The following is an 18874-nucleotide window of genomic DNA, read 5'->3' as shown; positions in this document are numbered from 1 at the left end:
CCTAGCCCTCTCCCAACAGGAGAGGGGACTTTCTGGTGGCGGCAGGCTTGGTTGATCAACGGGCTAAAACCACCAATCGGATTGTGGTTCACCAAACCGCTTCGGAAACTGCCTCAGTTTCTGAGACGGTGAGCAGTGTCACGCTTGGCCCTCACCCTAGCCCTCTCCCAGAAGGAGAGGGGACTTTCTGGTGGCGGCAGGCTTCCCAGCCTGTGATTTAATTCCACGGGCCGAGTCCTTCTTATCCCCACATCTCGAAACACCGAAGAATTAGTGTCCGATCAGACTGGATTAGTGTTCCACGAGAGCGGTCAAGGGAACACTAATCGCCGCTAATCGAACACTAATAATTCCTGGACAGGGATATTTGGCTCCAAACCGCTTGTATTCCCAACGCAAGCGTCTCTGAAAAGATGTGGGGTACGAAAAGGCTGACATGCCTATGCCACTTTTCGGGGTGTAATCGATTGGCGCGACTGGGCCTGAGTTTCGACCGGATTTGCGGAACAGTTGCGGACAACTGTTCTACTATGGTCGATTCCATCGACTTTGACGATTCTGGCGGGCAATCCGAACGTTCCGGATGGCCGTCACCAAACCTTCGGAATTAATATTCCCGAATCAGAATTCCTAGCCCTACGGCGGGTGGCTCCTTACACTTGACTGCTTCGATAGCAGATTTCCTCCGCTTTACCGTTCCATCCCCGCTCCTCTGCTTCTCATCACGGACTTCGGATGACCCCGAACTCAAATTCAACTGAACCATCGGCCGGAAAACGCGGCCCGAACTCCTTTGCGTCGTATCCCTCGCAAAACGCTGGAACGATGGGACAGGCGGCGATGGGCTCGTACCCTGCGATGAACGAAGGCTGGGGCAGCAGTGGCTCTGCCCAAACGGCTGAATCGGCGGATCTGATGGGTGCGATCTGGCGTTATCGCTGGGCGGCTCTGGTCCCGACGATTCTCGGTGCGGTGATTGGCTTCCTGGTTTTTGTCAAGACACCGGAGTCGTTTCAATCCGGAACGTTGCTAATGTTCGAATCGGATCGGCCTGCGGTCATCGACACGATGACCGGCGATTTAATCGGTGGTGTCCCCTCGATCGACATTCTGCGATCGCAACTGTTGAGTGACAAAGTCACTCGCAACGCGTTTGAGAATGAGAGCATGGAAGTTTTTCGCGAATCGCTGGGGGGTCATCCCTCTGCATTGCTAGGACTTGCAAACAATGCACTCAAGTTCGAAACGAACATTCAGGATGCTAGGTCAGCCTCATCACTCGTGGCGTCATTGAGTTTTGAACATTCTGATCCGGAGCTTTGTGAAGCCGCCGTCAAAGCCTACAGCGCTGCTTTGCAGCAGCTGTTCGCGGAAAAGCACAAGAGCTCACGTGGGGAATTGCTTCGTCTCATTCGGGACGCAACCGACAACTTGCAGCCAAAACTTAGCGAGTTGGAGAAAGACTATCGTGCGTTCCGAACCAAGGCCTCTTTGGTCTGGAATGAAAACGGGGAGGCAATCAACCCGCACCGCGAACGTCAGCTTTATTTGACTGAACGACGAAGCGAGTTGTTCGAGACGCTCCGTAGTCAATCCGTTGAACTGTCGGCAGTTGAGAGCATCGCGAAAGAGGCTGATGATCCGCTTGTGCGACTTTCAATTATCGGGCAATTGATGGGCAAAACCTTCGAGATGCCTGAGTCAAATGAGATTAGCCAAAACATGCGTGATGGCGACGCTCAACTTGCCCAAATCGAGCTAGATCAACAATTGGTCCCGTTGATGATCGAACGCAACAAGTTTGCGGCGGAGTTCGGTGAACAACACCCAACGGTTAAGGCGCTTGATGCGGAACTGACCATGATGAAGAGTGAGCTGAAACGCTTGGTCAAAGAGCAGTCGGAGCGCATTGTCGAGTTGATGGAACAAAACAAAGTGGAAGGTGTCGACCCTCGTAAACGTGCCGAAGAAGCGGTCAATGTGATCTTGACCGCTTCCCGAGCGGAAGTGCAGTTGCTGAAACAGCAAATTTCCGAAATTGATTCGCAAATCGCTGGCGAACGGATCGAGGCAATGAAGCTGGCCCAAGACGAACAAGAAAATGCATCGATGCTCCGCCAGATTGACCGCAATCGCGAATTAATCAATCAGCTCGACGAACAAATGGCTCGAGTCGAACTCACCGAGGAAGAAGGAGGTGTTCAGGTATCTGAACTACGAGCTCCGAGCAGGGCTTATCGAATTGGTCCGAACTTGATGAAGATGCTTGGGATCGGAACCTTCCTGGGCCTCGCCCTTGGATGCGGACTCGCAGTGCTTTTGGAAAAGAATGCCAACACGTTCCGAGACCCAGAGGAAATCATCGCGGCCGTCGGTGCACCGATCTTGACTCACGTCCCATTCTTCAAGGGTCGCGTTAAACGTAAGAAAGGTGAAGCCTCAAATCCATTTGAATTGCTTGACCCGCACTTGGCGGTCGTGCATGCCCCATCCTCCGTGGCATCCGAGTCCATTCGGTCTTGTCGGACGTCGGTTCTGTTTGAATTGGCTGGTGTCGAGGGAGGGAAGGTTCTTCAGGTCACCAGTCCGCTACCCGGTGACGGGAAGTCCACGATTGCCGGCAACTTGGCATGCAGTATCGCCCAGTCGGGTAAACGTACTCTGATCATCGATTGTGACCTTCGCCGGCCTCAGGTAACGGACAACTTCGCCATGGCAGATCAGCTTGGCTTGGTCGATGTGCTCAACGGAAAATGCGAACACGTCGACGCAGCTCACGATACACCTCTCAGTACATTGAAAATGATGCCTTCGGGGCCAATCCCCGCGAACCCGGCCGAAGCGTTGACGTTGCCCGAAATGAGCGAGTTGTTGGATGTTCTTCGGGAAGAGTATGACTACATCATTCTGGATACTCCGCCGTTGTTGGTGGTGACCGACCCGAGTATCACCGCCAGCATGACTGATGGCGTCGTGATGGCACTGAAGGTTCGTCGCAAGAGCAAGCCAAACGCGAAAGAAGCTGCCTCGATCTTGGCCAATGTTGGTGCGAAATTACTCGGTGTGGTGATCAACTCATCGGATGAAGGTAGCAACAACGATGGCTATAAAGGCTACGGCTACTATCGTTACGGGCGTCACACCAATCGATACTATCGCAAGACGGCCGACAATGGTGCGAAGGCGGGACAACGACGGAGTCCCGTGGTTGTCTCCGGTCGAGGACAGGCCGCTCGGAGTGCACGACCAATCGCTGTGCCGCCAGCAACTGCTCCATCGATCGAGCAAGAACGCTCGGACGTGTAGCCGGATTCGCCTAGAATTCGGACACGACAAGGAATTCAGCCACAGAGATCGCCGAGGGCACAGAGTTGCGTTTCTCAGTCCCTCACGCTCTAGGCTTGGAATACGCACTCGCGAATTTGAAACACCTAGGGCCACTTAAAAGCGTACATCAAACCTCGTTCCGCCCTCTGTGAACTCGGTGTCCTCTGTGGCGATCAACCGCTCACTGTATAGAGCGAAATGTCCTGTGCAAACTTAGCCAGAAATTTGCCTTCGAACATCAGTCCTCTAAAATCTGGCGAATCCAGCTACGACCTTAAAGCAAGTTGGTCGTGGCCTTGCTGACGCGGCGGGTTACGACGGGATGGACAACGCTCGTCGGATTTGTAGCCGGTTTGGCGGTGAATTCGGAAGCGAGGACCAGCGAGGTTCGCTTGTGTACTGGATTGCCGACTTAGAGGCCTAAGTCGGCTACGTGCACCTCTCCCCCTCGCATTAGGCTCTTGCCAATCTGAATAAGCTGAGGCCATCCAAAAGCTTTTCATCAAACCTCGCTCCGCCCTCTGTGAACTCGGTGTCCTCTGTGGCGATCAACCGCTCACTGAACCAAGCAGAATGTCCTGTGCAGACTTGGCCAGGAATTTGCCTTCGAACATCAGTCCTCTAAAATCTGGCGAATCCAGCTACGACCTTAAAACAATTTGGTCAAGACCTTGCTGACTCGGCGGGTTGTGACGCGACAGTCGGCAGAGTAGCCGGATTCGCCAAGAATTCGGATATGACCGTCGACTTCTTAGGTTTCGCGATTCCCGCTACCGGTTGAACGGGACTAGCCGGTATTCTTTTCGCGATTGCGGTGACAATCGGCTGGCAATTTGTGGCGTTCAATGCCGCCTCACCTTATCATGGGGACCGACCTTTCCCCCCGAACAACAGACCGCAGTATGACCGAAGATTCTCCCGCGATCGCTCCCATGAAGACGAAGGCGAAGGTGCCGCTGGCTCCTGTTCGCACTCCGGTGATCCTGTCCGTTTGGACCTGGTTCTGGGTGGCACTGCTTGCCGCGTGCATTCCCATGCTGGGCATCTACTTTTCGCGGATGTGGCGGCTGGACCATTACCAGTACTTTCCGTTTGCGATCGGCGCGGTTGTCTGGCTGGCATGGTCTCGTAGCGATCGTTACTTCTACGCCCCCTCTCGAATCAGTTCATTACTGCTGATCTCAGTGGGCGTGCTCGCCATGATCGGTAGTTGGAGCCTAAGGTCACCTTGGATGATGTCCATCGCGTTTGTCTGCTACGCAGCGGCGAGCTTGGGCGTGATGCGTGGCCCAGATGACAAGAGCCTGTTGATCCTCGCTCTGCCGTTGTTGCTGCTGATTCGTTTGCCGCTCGGTTACGACCAATTGCTGGTGATCCAATTGCAGCATTTGACCACAATGATGTCGAGTTTGCTCCTCGATGTTCTTTCCATTCCGCACGCGGTAACTCGCAATGTGATCGAACTGCCAAGCCGAGAATTATTTGTGGCTGAGGCGTGCAGCGGAATTCAATCGGTGTTCACGATGGCGTTTCTGAGCACGTTGATCGTTGCAATCAATCGCCGGAAACTGTGGCTTGCTCCCTTCTATCTGATCGTCGCGTTGATTCTCGCAGCGGGTGGCAACGTATTGCGGGTGTCCATGGTCGCAGTTGCTGATCAGTGGATGTCATTGGATCTCGCTTCGGGATGGGCGCACGACATTCTGGGTTACACCACGCTGGCGATCTCCGCATTCTTCCTGTGGTCATTTGATGGCATGATCATGACGCTGATGCACGTGACCGGAACGACGTCGGACGAACACCCCGACAATCCAGTCTTGCATCTTTGGAATTGGTTCGTTGACGACGGCCAAAACGTTGACGCAGTGGGCGAATACTACCGCAGTAACCAGGCTGGTTCCGATCCGAAAGAGCTCGGGTTTCAGCTGCAACTGGCTCGTCTACTTGGGCGTCTACAAGCCAAGCCCATTGCAGCAGCAATGGCGGTATTGGCAGTTGTGTTGCTTTCAGTAAGTTCGACTTCGGCCATGAAGGTCAGTGCCGTCGGCGTGGAGGAAGGTGCTCAGGGCATGTTTGTTGATGGGCTCATTTTCGAACCACCAATTCAATTCATTGCGTCGGGAAACAATGGCTTCGAATTAAAAAATCATCAGCAAGCTCGTGATGGTGACAATCCTATCCTGGGCCAAAATGCGGATGTTTGGACATTCGAATCCATCGTCAAGGGCGTGCCCGTTCGCGGGCAAATTGTCTTGAGCCAAACGTATGCGGAATGGCACGAACTATGTCTTTGCTACGAGAACCAAAATTGGAGGCTGCTCAATCGAATCTTGGAGTTAACCGATACGACCGAGTCAGAAGACGCAGATTCTGGATTTCAACCTTTTGCTTACGCTCTCTTTGGAGGTGACACTGACGCTCGCGGTCACCTTTGGTATTCCGCAATCACCCCATCAGGAAACTTTGTTTCCCCCCCCGAGAGACCCGGGCGTTTAGGAAGCAGACTAGCCGATGTAGCTGAACGTCTGGACGAATCAATCGAACCAATGATGATGTTGCAGCTTTGGGTGGTTGCACCTGAGAAGCTTGACGCGTCGACGATTGATCGGATTGATGAGATGTTTGACGGACTGCGTCAGAAGATTGCGACCGCGGTGAAGGCGGCCAATGGTGGCTCAGCGATCGGATCAGACGCTCAGGCAGAAGCCAACCTGGAGGTGTCGTCATGATTCGGTACTTCAATCCGTTGCAGTGGTTCAAATGGTTTGGGCAGTGGTTCGTTGCCTGGTTTCGGACGATTCCGTGGAAACGTGCCTCTACAGCAATCCCCGCGTTGGCGTTAACGGTTGCTTTGGCGATCTTGCTGTTCGTTTCGACGGGAAAGAACGTTTCTTGGCGGAATCAGTTGATCCGCGAACAGTTGGCTGATGCGTTTGAACGGGACGACTACAAGACGGCTGACCTGTTGATTCGGCGGCAAATTGATGAGGGCGACGAGTCGGCGGAGACATTGTATCGGTTGGCGGTGGCTCGGAATCAGCAGGATGAGACAGAGGAAGCTCAGTCGTTGATGCGTGGGCTGGTGGCTCAGCAGCGTGATCCGCGTGCGGCTCGGTGGTTGTTGCAGGAGCTCTATGAACAAAAGAAGTGGGCGGACCTGGAGAATGAGGAGCAGCGGGAATTCGGACAGTTGCTTCGTCTATTAAGTGAAGAGCTGCCTGATGATCTGGGCATCAAGAAGGCCTATGCGGATTATCTGATTCGCACCAACCGGCAAAATCAGGCGGTCCCGTATCTGGTTCAGCTCGCGTCGGTTCAGCCGATGTTCGGATTGCAAGCGGCGATGATTTCTCGCCAAGCAGGTGAGGATGACGCGGCCACCCGTTACGCGGAAACAACGCTTGAGAAGATTCAGCAACTGTTTGAGGAAGAACCGGCCAGCCCTCAGTTGGCGATGGCGAATGTGCAAGCGTTGATCTTCCTGGAGAAACACGCTGACGCGGTGCGGCTGTTGAGCGAATCAATTGGCCGGATGAAAACCAAGGAGCATCAGGCTGGGTTGCAACAGGCAATGGGCGACACGATCGTCGTCTGGATCAACAAAATTGAATCGGAACCGAACGAGACCGTTGAAGAACGTTTGCGGGTTCTGAAGATGCTGCAAGTTGCGTTGCAGTACGCCCCCAATAACCCTCGCGTGCTCAGCCTGGTTGCGGATCAGGTGCTCAAGACGCTGGAGTCCGACGACAAAGAGCTGATCAAGATTCGAGCGGCATTGGTCAAAGGGTCTTCGCCGGGAATCGCGAATTTCATCCGCGGGACGGCAGCCTTACTGAACGACGACGCTGAAAAGGCAACGCTGCATTTGAAACTTGCGGCGGAGCATTTGCCTCACAGCTCGGCCATCCTGAATAACTTGGCAGTCGCAATGGCTGAGAAGGAAGACGGTGACCTGGAACAAGCCCTTCAGATCAGTGAGCAAGCAATCGAGAGTGTGTCGACTCCCAATGCTTACTTCTATGAGACCCGCGGGCAGATTCTGACGAAGCTCGGGAAGCACCTGGAAGCCATCCCTGACCTTGAACGGGCTTTGGCGGAAGAGTCGCTGGCGAATGCGGCTCACGAATCGCTTGCCGTTTGCTTTGAGGCTTTAGGGCAAGAGGATTTGGCGGAAGAACACCGAGCGGCGATGACGGTGGAAGCTGAGACGAAGGATTGAGGTGGTTGAGATGTTTGAGCGGTGAATCGAATGCTCAACGATTCAGGATTCTTTTGGCTTTCGCTCGTCATAACCCGCCGCGTAAGCAAGGTGCAGTGGAGTCGCCGACTCCAGGGCTCGGCATTGCTTTCGTCGCCGACTCAGGCTTTGAGTCGGTTCGCCGCTTCGCCAAGAGCCTTGCTTACGCTGCGGGTTGTGACTTGGAGCAGGTTGGACTACTGGCCTTGCAGACTGAATCATTGTGAGCCCGGTTGCGAGCTGGAGGGCTCCGGCGAGATTGTGTCTGAAGGCGCGGAAGGCCGATTCAGGGCCTGAATCGACTACGGGAATGGCGGTCCGAATTCTGGCGAATCCGGCTACGATATGATGGCTTTGTTGACGCGGCGAATGCATTCACATGTAACCGATCCAGGCTCTGAGTCGGTTCGCCGCTTCGCCAAGAGCCTTGCTTACGCTGCGGGTTATGATTTGGAGCAGCTTGGACTGCTGGCCTTGCGGACTGAATCATTGTGAGCCCGGTTGCGAACTGGAGGGCTCCGGCGGGATTGCGATTGAAGGCGCGGAGGGCCGATTCAGGGCCTGAATCGGCTACAGGGGTGGCGGTCCGAATTCTGGCGAATCCGGCTACGCGATGATGGCTTTGTTGACGCGGCGAACGCATTCACATGTAACCGATTCAGGCCTGTGAATCGGTTCTTTACGTGGGAAGAGCCTTGCTTACGCGGCGGGTTGGGATTTGATGGCTAGGCGATGGGCGTCGCTGATACGACATGAAAAAAGGCGACTGTGAGCTTGGCTCGCAGTCGCCTTTTTTTGTTGGTTTCTGAATCGTACGAAGTCTTGCGGACTCGGGTCCTCAAACAGCTTTACTGAGTGATACCGGCTTGTCCGGCTGCGCTGGTGGTTGGCAACTTCGGTGCGGCCATTTGCTCAAGGCGTTCCCGGTTGATCTTGGTAGCCATGACACCTGGCGATGTGGCTGGCTCGATCGTTGTCACCAAGACTTGCGGTTGAGGTTGGCCATCCAACACATAGTTGTCGACCGCGTCTCGCACCGATTTCAGACGCGACTGGGTCTCAGCTTGGCTGGCACCACGAAGGACGTAGATTTCACGGCGAGTTTCAGGTGCTTGGGTGGCGATCCAGCGAACGCGATTTTGGCCGGCAGCCAAGAGGGCTCCGTCACCGCCACGAAACAGCTCGTGTCCGATGGTGTTGTGCATCCGCCATCCGTTGCGTTTCATCGCTTCAAATGGCATCACGACTTGCAGCGCGTCCACTTCATTGAAGGGGTCCGGCCAAGCGACATTGCGGTGGTAGCCGACGTGCATTTGGTGAACCAACGAACCCCAGTCCGCCGATGCTGTTTGGGTGCGAATGCCGCCGAATGCTGTCGCTGCGAGGATTGCGGCGAAGAGCAACGTGCGTTGTGTTGGGAACGTGGTCGCCATGGCGGGCAAGTCCTTTTGCAGGGCCGAATGAGGTTGAGTCGCGATGCACTGGCTCCTCATCGCGAACTGCGAACAGGAAGCCTTGATGCTTTGTCTCATTCGTCACGTTACCCCCTCAACGTTCAATCGGTGGACCAGAGGGGCCCTGGTTTGCGTGATCGATAAAGTCGCGGCAAGCGTTAGGGTTGGGTGAGCGTTGCTTATAAGGCGGGTTTACCCTGGTAGGCGACTCCGGCTTTGAGTCGAAGGATCCTGGACAGGGGAGAGCCTTGCTGACGCGGCGGGTTGTGAATCGGAAAGCGACGGGATGTTGGGCGTCGCTGGGGTCCGAATTCTGGCGAATCCGGCTACGGAGTGATGGGCTTGATGACGCGGCGAACATGCACACTTGTCGGCGACTCAGGCCCTGAGTCGGCGGATCTCAACGTGGAAGATCCTTGCTGACGCTGCGGGTTGTGACTGAAAGCAGCGAGCTGGCTCTGTATCAGGAGTCGCTGACTTCGGATTGGACGACCAATTTGTGGATCGCCTCGATTGCCTGTGACTCGCTGCCGTGCAGGACTTTCATGGCATCGGGACCACCGGTGATTTCGAAAGCTTGTTCGACTTCGTCGGGCGTCAACCAGCCGCGATAACCGTAGTAGCGAATTTCGGCTAGTTTTCGAAGCGGCGTCATTGACCGGTCACCCAAGACCTGAGCCACACGCTTGCGAGCGACCTCGGGACTGAGGGTTGGCAAGTCCGACAACGTCAAACGCTCATCGACGACTGCCCACAACGACTTCATTTGCTCATCGACATACGCGGCTGGCGAACCGCGTCCGACGCGGGTGATGCGTTCGACTTCGGTATTGTCCATCGCGGCGGAGCTGACCAACGTCTTGCCGGTGCGAGCATCCATCACCTTCACGCGGCTGATGTTGCTGACCGCGCCCATTCGATTTTCTTTCAGTCCCACGTCGAAATGGAACAGCAAATCCAACTCGAGGTTGTGGGCGGTTTTGATCGTGTCACGCGAGTTGCCTTCGCCGACGAACAGAACGCTGGGAATCCACATGGGTTGGGGTGCTTCGTCGACCGAGTCGCCGTTGACGGTGTGACCTTGTGTCGTGGACTCAGCCTTCACGTCAACCAATGCGTGACCGAACTTGCCATCGGAGATTCGTTTCGACAGCCCCGTTTTGACGGTGTCGGCGACCAGCCCCAAAAACTTTTCCATGCGGGCACTGACTTCCGAATCGGTCATTTCCGCCTTTGGAACCAAGGGAGCAGCGGCTCGATTGCGTCGGCCTCGTCCGGACATGCCCATCCCAGACATCCCCATTCCGGCCATGCCCATGTCTTCTTCATACATGTCCATGCCACCCATCCCCATCTCTTCTTCCATCCCGGCCATCCCTTCTCGCATGGCGTCTTCCATTCCCTGCATGGAGTTTGCCATCTCCATTTCCATGTCCATCATGCCAGAGTCCATTCCCATACCCATTTCGCCGTTCCCCATGCCTCGAGATGTTCCCGAGTCGGTGATGGGCGAAGGATCAGTGGTGGAGGAATCGCCGTGGACCCCGAGGCTCACGCCAACTCGAAGGTGCCAAAGCGGTTTTCGAAAATGCTTGCTGAACTTGATTTGATCCATCTGTTGTTCAGCCGCGTCACTGCCACGAGCGATGAAGCCGTGGAAGAGCTGCAGAGCCAACGGCAAGTTGCCGTATCGATACGCCACATGGGCTTCGTTGCGAAGAACGGGCCCCAAAGCCACCGGCTGTTGCGAAGCCTCCGAGGACGTCAGGACTTGCTGAACACGCTCGGTCAGTGGTGACCAGTCGAGCTGGAACACTTCCAGCATCACGATTGGCGACGGTTTGAAGTCGCCTCCGCCGCGAGAGTTTGATTGACCGCCGTAGCCGGGACCGTATCCCGATTCGCCGTATGGATCCCCCATCCCTTGGTTTTCCATCTCAGCGTCGTACATGTCCATGTCATCCCCCATGCCCATGTCATCGTAGCCCGGCTCCATTTCTTCGTAGCCGGACGGTCCACCTTGGGCCTCCATCGCGGCACGCTCTGCCGCTTGCATCGTGGCCTGTTGGCCCTGAGCAACCGCGACAGACGAAAACGCTGTTGCGACAAGTAGCGGGCCAAGCGCCGTCAAACAGATCGCCCAACGGGCAGATTTGGCAGAAAAACGCAGCGACAGATCAGCGGGCTTTGTCGGCATGGGATGAATTGAATGGTGAAGAGGCTTTGCGGACGTTCAATCAAGCGTTTTGCGGAGGATCACGGGCGTGCGGGAGGTGTCTCGATCGCGATGATTCCGGCAAAAATCCGAGCAAAAGGCTACTCGGAGCCAAACGGTCGTCGTCTATAATAAGCGACGACGACGAGCGTCGGGGAATGGATTCTGGAAAACCATCCAAACAATCGCGTGACAATTCGTCGGATTTTAACGCGAAAGGTGCCGCTTCCAGGGAACTTTCCGCCCACCCGTGACGTCCACCATAAAACGTCTGCCCATCCGTTCCGCCTCGACATGTGAGAATTCGTCACGATGCCGCGTGTTTCCCTGACGAGCCTACGACGCCGCTCCCAGCGAAATCTGTCGCGCGGGACTCGACGTCGTCTTGCAATGCAGACGCTGGATGATCGCCGCGTTTTGGCCGCGATTGTCGGTTCGGTCTTTCACGACGCCAACGATTCGCTGAAAAAAGAAGCGGAAGAATCGACGCTCGCGAATCGGTTGGTGTTTGTCGACCAAAACGACAACAACACTCTCGATCAGGGCGAACAATACGGGCTGACTGACGAAGCGGGCCAATTTGTCTTTGATGGACTTGGTGACGGCACGCACGTGATTCGTGTTTTCAATGGCACCGACTCGCAAGTCCAAACGACGCCGACGGTGATCACGGCCAACCCGTTCCTCAGCGAATCGGGAATCACGGCTGTCACCCCCGCTTTTGTTCTCGACGCGGGAACGCCGGAAGAAGACGTGTTGCCCGCCGTCTTTGCGAAAGGCACATCGCTCCACTCCGTGACCAGCAGTGGATCGGTCGCGTCAACGTTGGATTTGGGCGTCGGCATTCAAGCCATTTGGCGTGCACCGTCCGGCGAATTGATCGCATTGGGCGACAATGCCGTCAGACACAAAGCCTTCATCATCGATGCGGCGCTCACCGGATTCACACCGTTCGAAGACAGTGATCTGGCACCGCAGTTCGTTGATCATGCGATTGACGACGTCGGCCGAGGTTTGTTGCTGCAAGCGGACGAAAATGGCTCGTCGCAAATTTGGACCGTGGACACCGCCAACCTCAGTGCCGAAGCAACAGGCACATTGGTTTCAACTGACACTCGGTTGGTTGGCGATTCAGCACCTCGTTCAACGGACGGCCCCACCCGTTCGATTCTGGCTCGTGCGACGCAAATTGATGACGGACAAGGTGGCTTCGCCGATGGTTTGGAGATCCAGGTCTGGAGCAATGCCAACCACTCGTTGTTAACCAACGATCCAATCATCGTCGATGGCGGTGTCGAGGTGGTTGCGTTTAGCGACGAAGCCGGGCTGCTAGTTGTCCGACAATCGGATGGATTGACGGTCCACGATCTCGAAACCACTGACCTGGCAACTCTCTACAGCCTTCCGACCGACGCGCCCGTCGCGATCGATGCGGCTCGCGGTTTGATCGTCACCTTGACTCCTGAAGCAGTCGATCCGGTTGAGGCTGGTTTGCGATTGATCGATGCCGAAACCGGCGACTTGGTAGTCGATCTGGCGATTGATTTGTCATCGTTGAATCTGCCATCCATGTCCGGCGCACAAGGCATCTCGCTCGATCCCGAGTTGCGACGCGTCGCCATCGTTGGTGCGGCTGGATTGGCGGAGATGAGCCTTCGCACGCCGGCTCCACACCGAGTTCAAATCACCAATAACGAAGACGCGGCCCCGATCGAGTTTGGCATGCGTTTGATCGGAGCCAACACGGCACCGGAATACGACACTCCGCCCAGCTGGACGATGGACGAGGACACCGTTCTGACCAGTGCGGCTCCCGCGGTTTATGGCGACGCATCCGACACGGATGAAGACGATTTCATTCTGCTGCCGATGCAACCAGCCAGTGCTGGCGTGTCGACGGTAACTCTGGCCGGTTCGCTTTCTTACGTTCCAATCGAAGACTTCGCCGGCGTAGATCAGTTCACCGTTTGGTTGCACGACGGACGCGATTTCACCGAGCATGTGTTGGACATCACGGTCGTGAATGTGCCTGAAGCTCCCGTCCAGGTCGTGCCCCACGTCGAACCGGTTCCCGAAAACATTTTGGTGAACGGAATCATTGGTGAAATCGAAGTCATCGATGGTGACGGACAAGGCAACCACATCATCGAAATCGATGACGAAAGATTCATCGTCGACGGCAACGGAAATTTGATCTTCGTTGGCCCCGACAAGTTGAACTGGGAAGATGAATGGTCGATTCCGTTGATCATCACGGTTCACGATCCTGACTTCGAAGAACCTTTAATCCACACCGCGACGTTGCAGATCACCGATGAAGATGATCCGATCGAGGATGTGTTGCCAGGCAACGCAACCGTGCGTGAAAACTTCGAAGGCGACGTGGTCACCGAGATCACGGTGGTCGATGAAGACGACGACCAGTTTTACGACTTCGAAGTCGATGACGACCGCTTTGTCATCATCAGCGGAAGCCTGCGATTGAAACCGGGCATCGCCGTTGACTACGAAGCGGAAGAAAGCATTGTGATCAACGTCACGGTTTCTCACCTGGACGACTCGTTTGAAAAAGCAATCACGTTGCAAGTGATTGACTTGCCAGAAGCGCCAACCGGCTTTGCACTCACGCCCGCTACGGTGGAAGAACAGCTCGCCGGTGCAACCGTTGGCGAACTTCGCATCGCTGGAAACCCCGCGGCAAACAATCACACGCTGACAGTCAACGATTCACGATTTGTGTTCGATGGCTCAACGCTGAAGTTGGCAGAAGGCGTTGCGGTTCTGGTTGCGGACCAACAGGAAATTGAAGTCGACATCACCGCGAGCTCGCAGTCGCCCGGAGTCGATCCGGTGACGGAAACGTTCCTGATCCAAGTGATCGAGAATGACACGCCGTACCACAACGACACCGAACCTCACGATGTCAACGGCGATGGTGACGTCAGCTCGTTGGACGCTTTGACGATCATCAACTACCTCAACACTTACGGTCCTGGACCGGTTGGTTTTGGTGATCCTGGTTTCGGCTACGATGTCAACGGCGATGGCTTTGTCACCGCGTTGGATGCGTTGCTGGTGATCAATTATCTGAATCACATTTCGACGCCTGCCGGCACGGTCAACAACGGTGAAGAAGAGCCTGACGAAAAAGGCGAAGGTGAACCCGACGTCGATGACAACTTGACTCAAAAGAGCGACGATGAGTCGGGACAATCGCTGGCACCCGGCGGTGACAACACGATTGGTCCAATCGCACCGCGCGGTTTCGCTCAATCATCGCTTCGAAGCCAAGCTCGTGATTCTGTGCTGACCGACTTGACCAAGTTGATCGACAGCAGCAGCACCGATGATCCGTTTGGCGTCACAACGGATCAGCTCATCGACGTGCTCTCACGCGTGAGCGACCTGGGCGGCGACAGCCACGACTCGGCACTCAAGTTGTTGTCCGACGAATCGGACGAGTAGTTTTAGAGTCGTCTGTGAAATTGAAAACGTTTCGCGCATTAGCCGCCCGGCGTTAGCCGCGGTTTCTGCCAGCACCGTCGTGCGGCTCGCTCGGTCGATGTCTCTCGCTATCCATTCACGGCCGCACGTTGCTCGCCGTGAGAACCGGGCCTAACGGCCGGCGGCTGATTTGATTGGGCCAACCATTTCAGACTGCCTTCTTAGGCAAAATTCACATTGGGCGAGTTGTATCGGTTGAGCGGGTAGGTATGCTTGGGACAGCACCCCTCTGCAGGGCCGCATTGTGGTTGGTCGTGCCGGAAGGTTGCTGGTATCCCAGCCATACCGGAACTTCATCTGATGACTCGACTTCAATCCAAACGCAAACCAGCTTTCGCCCACCCTCAATGGTCACTTGAGCCGCTCGAGCCACGGCTCATGCTCGCCGGTGATGCTGGTGCAGAAATCGCTGCTGCGGCTGGAACAAGCTCCGCCGACTCAACCTCATCCGATACAGTCTCGGACTCATCCGCTTCGTCCGCATCGGTAACCGAGATTGCGTTCATCGATGGTGACGTCGAACAATCCGAGAAACTCACCGGATTGATGCGAAGCGGCGTCGAGTTCGTATTGCTTGATGGAAAGACACCCGCCATCGATCAGATGACCGCGATTCTAAATGGCCGCACCAACGTGCGAGCGATACACATTGTCTCGCATGGCGAAGCGGGCGCATTGCAACTTGCCGGGCAACGAGTCGACGCGGAAGTGTTTCAACAGCACTCCGAGCAACTCGCACGTTGGAAACAATCACTTCGCAGCGACGCGGACATCATGCTTTATGGATGCAACGCTGCTTCGGACGTCACCGGACGCAACCTGATCACAACGCTCGCACGTTTGACATCCGCTGATGTCGCTGCGTCCGACGATGCGACTGGACATACATCTCGAGGCGGTGATTGGGACTTGGAATTCCACGTTGGTGAGATCGAGACTTCGTTGCTTGCGACCGTGGATCAACTGCAGCACATTGAAATGGTTCTACCGATCTCCATTCGCGCCGCCGGCACGACGGGATCCGAACAAATGCAGTTGCAAGTCGGTGGCGAAGTCGTCCAAACGTGGAACAACATCGGCGGCGACGTCGCCACTCGTCAGTTCCAGACGTTCACCTACGACGGTGCCGCGGACGCCACGGCGGATGATGTGCGAGTCGTATTCACCAACGATTTGTATCAACCCAGCCAAGGCATCGATCGCAATTTGGTCGTGGACTCGATTACCGTCAACGGTGTCACGGTTGAATCAGAAAATGCGAACACGTTTGGAACAGGAACTTGGCAGGAAGAAGACGGTGTCGCCCCCGGATTCCGACGCAGTGAATGGATCCACAGCAACGGCTACTTCCAATATGCGGCTCCGTCCTCAACCAGTTCCATCTCCGTTTACGCGGCCGGTGCCGAGAACACTGAAACGATTGAGCTCTGGATTGATGGCCAACGTGCCCAAACCTGGCAAAACATTGGTGGAGACATCGACACAGGCGAGTTCGTCAAACTGGATTTCGAAGCCGACAGCACCGTCGATATTTCACAAATCCAGATTCGCTTCACGAACGATTTATATCAAGCCAACGGTGCAATCGATCGCAACGTGCGAATCGACCGAGTTGAGCTAGATGGCACGTCCTATCAAACCGAAGCCGAAACGGTTTATTCCACCGGCACATGGCAGGAAGATGGCCTGACACCAGGATTCAAACAATCCGAATGGCTGCACGCAAACGGCTACTTCCAATACGGACTCACGCCCACCAACCCCGGAACGATCTCACTCGAAACCAGCAATGTGACGGTCGACGAAGACGCGGGGACCGCACTTATTCAGGTCATTCGATCCGGTGGCAGCGATGGCATCGCCACGGTGGATTACGACACGTTCGCGGGCACAGCAACCGAAGGAGTCGACTACACACGTCAAACCGGAACACTCACGTTTGCTGACGGTGTCACCGAACAAACCATCGTGGTTCCCATTCTCGATGACGCTCTGCTGGAAAACAACGAAAGCTTCAACATCACCATCGACAACGTGCAAGGCGGAGCCAACTTACTGGTTCCGCGAACCGCGACGGTATCGATCGTTGATAACGAAGTCAGCCTGCCTAACTACGCCAGTTTCGCCGACGTTTCGGGTTTGACTCTCAACGGAACCGCACGCCAAACCGGCGACACGCTCGAACTCACGCAAGCCCTCAACAATCAAGCCGGCAGCGCGTTCTACTCCACCGCGGTCAATCTCACCAACGACGGATCCTTCCGTACCGCATTCGCATTCCGTGCCATGAACGGTGCGGGCACGGACGGCGCCGATGGTTTGACCTTCACCATCCAGAACGATCCACGCGGAGCAACCGCCATCGGTGGTTCCGGTGAAGAGCTCGGTTACCAAGACATCACTAACTCGGTCGCAATTGAGTTCGATACCTACCGCAACAGTTTGGATCTCAACGACAACCATGTCTCGATCTTGACCGGTTCAGTCTATTCCAACGTGCGGACCGCGGTGCCGGAGATCGATCTCAACAACGGAAGCCCGCGATATGCGTGGGTGGAATACAACGGGACCAGCAATGTGTTGGCGGTCTACCTATCCGACGACGCGACCAAGCCGACTCACGCTTTGATGAAGGCCACCATCGACCTGCACACTCAAGTCGGCGATGCAGGATTCGTCGGCTTCACCGCGGGAACGGGTGGACGGGATAATTCACATCGCATTTTGAATTGGACCGTCGACCAATCCGATCCGCCGCTCGACCCGCCTGTCGTTGGCGGCGACGAAGTCCTCAGCACCACGATCGCTTCACAACTTCGTTTGCCAACCGCAATCGATTGGCTTCCGGATGGAACGATGTTGGTTTCCGAACAAGGCGGAGTCGTCAAAACGGTTCGAGGCGGTGCGGTCGCGAGCGATCCGTTCATCGACATCTCGGGAATCGTCAACGGAACTCGCGATCGTGGATTGCTCGACATCGCCGTGCATCCGGACTTCGCAAACAATCCGTACGTCTACTTGTTGTTCACTTACGATCCGCCCGAAGTCAATCAACAGGCGGCTGGAACTTTGGCCGGACCAGATGGCAAAGGCAACAGAGCCGGTCGTCTGATCCGCGTCACTGCCGATGTCGCGAACGACTATCAAACCGCCGTCGCGGGTAGTGAAGTCGTTTTGCTAGGCAGCAACAGCACGTGGGAAAACTTCAACGGGTTTGCCAACAGCACATTCAACTTCACCGAAGCCCCCGCCGGCGAGAATCCTGACGGAACGTACATCAACGACTTCATCAACAGCGACAGTGAATCGCACACGATTGGATCGCTTGCCTTTGGAATCAACGGCGAGCTGTTCGTTTCAATCGGCGACGGTGCCAGCTACAACCGTGTTGATGTCCGTGCCGACCGCGTCCAGGACATCGACAGCCTGTCGGGCAAGGTCTTGCGAATCGATCCACTGACTGGCGAAGGTTTGTCGGACAATCCGTTCTACAACGGCGATCCAGACGCGAATCGATCGAAGGTTTATCAGCTGGGTTTGCGGAATCCGTTCCGCATGTCGGTTGATCCCGTGACCGGACGTTTGTTCGTCGGCGATGTCGGCTGGACCAAATGGGAAGAGATCAACTCCGCCGGGGCTGGTGCCAACTTTGGCTGGCCGTTCTACGAAGGCGGCAGCGGAACCAGTTTGGTCAACGCCGGATACGCGGGCACTCCAGAGGGGATCGCTTTCTTCGCAGAGAACGTCGCCGTGACATCCTCGCAGTATGCACTGAATCACCAAGCCGATGGAATCAACGCGATCGTCATGGGCGATGTCTATCGAGGAAACTTGTACGGCGACGACTATACCGGCGACGTGTTCTTCAACGACCTAGGCCAAGGCATTGTCCGACACGGCGACGTCGATGCGACCGGGGCAATCACCAACGTGCAAACCTTCACGACCGGTGCCGGTGCCGTGGTGGCGATCAGCCAAGGCCCCGATGGAGCCCTCTACTACGTCGACCTCGACGATGGCTTGGTCGGACGCTGGGAAATCGTCTGATCGCGCTGCACTCTGAAATAGCAGAATGGTTGCCCCCAGCCATTCCGTTGCAATGGGTACCTATTTTTGCCCCTTTTTTGATGAGCA

General features: G+C 55.6%; 7 protein-coding genes. 5 read left to right on the top strand and 2 right to left on the bottom strand.

All coding sequences use genetic code 11. The features are described 5' to 3' along the window. The first annotated feature begins 735 nt into the window (after positions 1-735). The 3 genes from RB_RS04830 (at position 736) to RB_RS04820 (ending at position 7549) form a co-directional block, all read left to right on the top strand. Positions 736-3306: a polysaccharide biosynthesis tyrosine autokinase gene (locus tag RB_RS04830; RefSeq protein WP_011118858.1), complete on the top strand. Its 2571-nt coding sequence runs from the start codon at positions 736-738 to the stop codon at positions 3304-3306. A gap of 923 nt (positions 3307-4229) precedes the next feature. Then, positions 4230-6059, top strand: a complete 1830-nt coding sequence (gene xrtU, locus RB_RS04825) for an exosortase U (protein WP_164921531.1) — start codon at positions 4230-4232, stop codon at positions 6057-6059. Further along, positions 6056-7549 carry a tetratricopeptide repeat protein gene (locus RB_RS04820; protein WP_011118854.1) on the top strand — a complete coding sequence of 498 codons (1494 nt, stop codon included), beginning with the start codon at positions 6056-6058 and terminating at the stop codon, positions 7547-7549. Before xrtU ends, RB_RS04820 begins: the two co-directional genes overlap by 4 nt. An 866-nt stretch (positions 7550-8415) precedes the next feature. Here RB_RS04820 and RB_RS04815 read toward each other — a convergent pair. Both RB_RS04815 and RB_RS04810 read right to left on the bottom strand, forming a co-directional pair. Next, the gene (locus RB_RS04815) at positions 8416-9060 is read right to left on the bottom strand and encodes an acyl-CoA thioesterase family protein (protein ID WP_007332500.1); all 645 of its coding nucleotides are present in this window, start codon (positions 9058-9060) and stop codon (positions 8416-8418) included. Between the two features lie 424 nt (positions 9061-9484). Beyond that, a complete protein-coding gene (locus RB_RS04810; protein WP_011118849.1) occupies positions 9485-11218 on the bottom strand; it encodes a hypothetical protein in 1734 nt (577 codons plus the stop codon). 330 nt (positions 11219-11548) lie between these two features. Here RB_RS04810 and RB_RS04805 point away from each other — a divergent pair, with 330 nt between their 5' ends. Together RB_RS04805 and RB_RS04800 are read left to right on the top strand one after the other, a co-directional pair. Beyond that, entirely contained in the window at positions 11549-14701 is a 3153-nt protein-coding gene (locus RB_RS04805) for a dockerin type I domain-containing protein (RefSeq protein WP_011118847.1), read from the top strand. 417 nt (positions 14702-15118) lie between these two features. Continuing rightward, positions 15119-18787 (top strand): DUF4347 domain-containing protein, encoded by a 3669-nt coding sequence (locus RB_RS04800; protein ID WP_231846230.1) that lies wholly within the window; start codon positions 15119-15121, stop codon positions 18785-18787. Positions 18788-18874: the final 87 nt, after the last annotated feature.

Origin of the sequence: Rhodopirellula baltica SH 1, assembly GCF_000196115.1 — a bacterium.
GTDB classification, from domain to species: domain Bacteria; phylum Planctomycetota; class Planctomycetia; order Pirellulales; family Pirellulaceae; genus Rhodopirellula; species Rhodopirellula baltica.
Note: the sequence above shows the minus strand (reverse complement) of the source record. Positions and strands in the feature narration are given on the sequence as shown.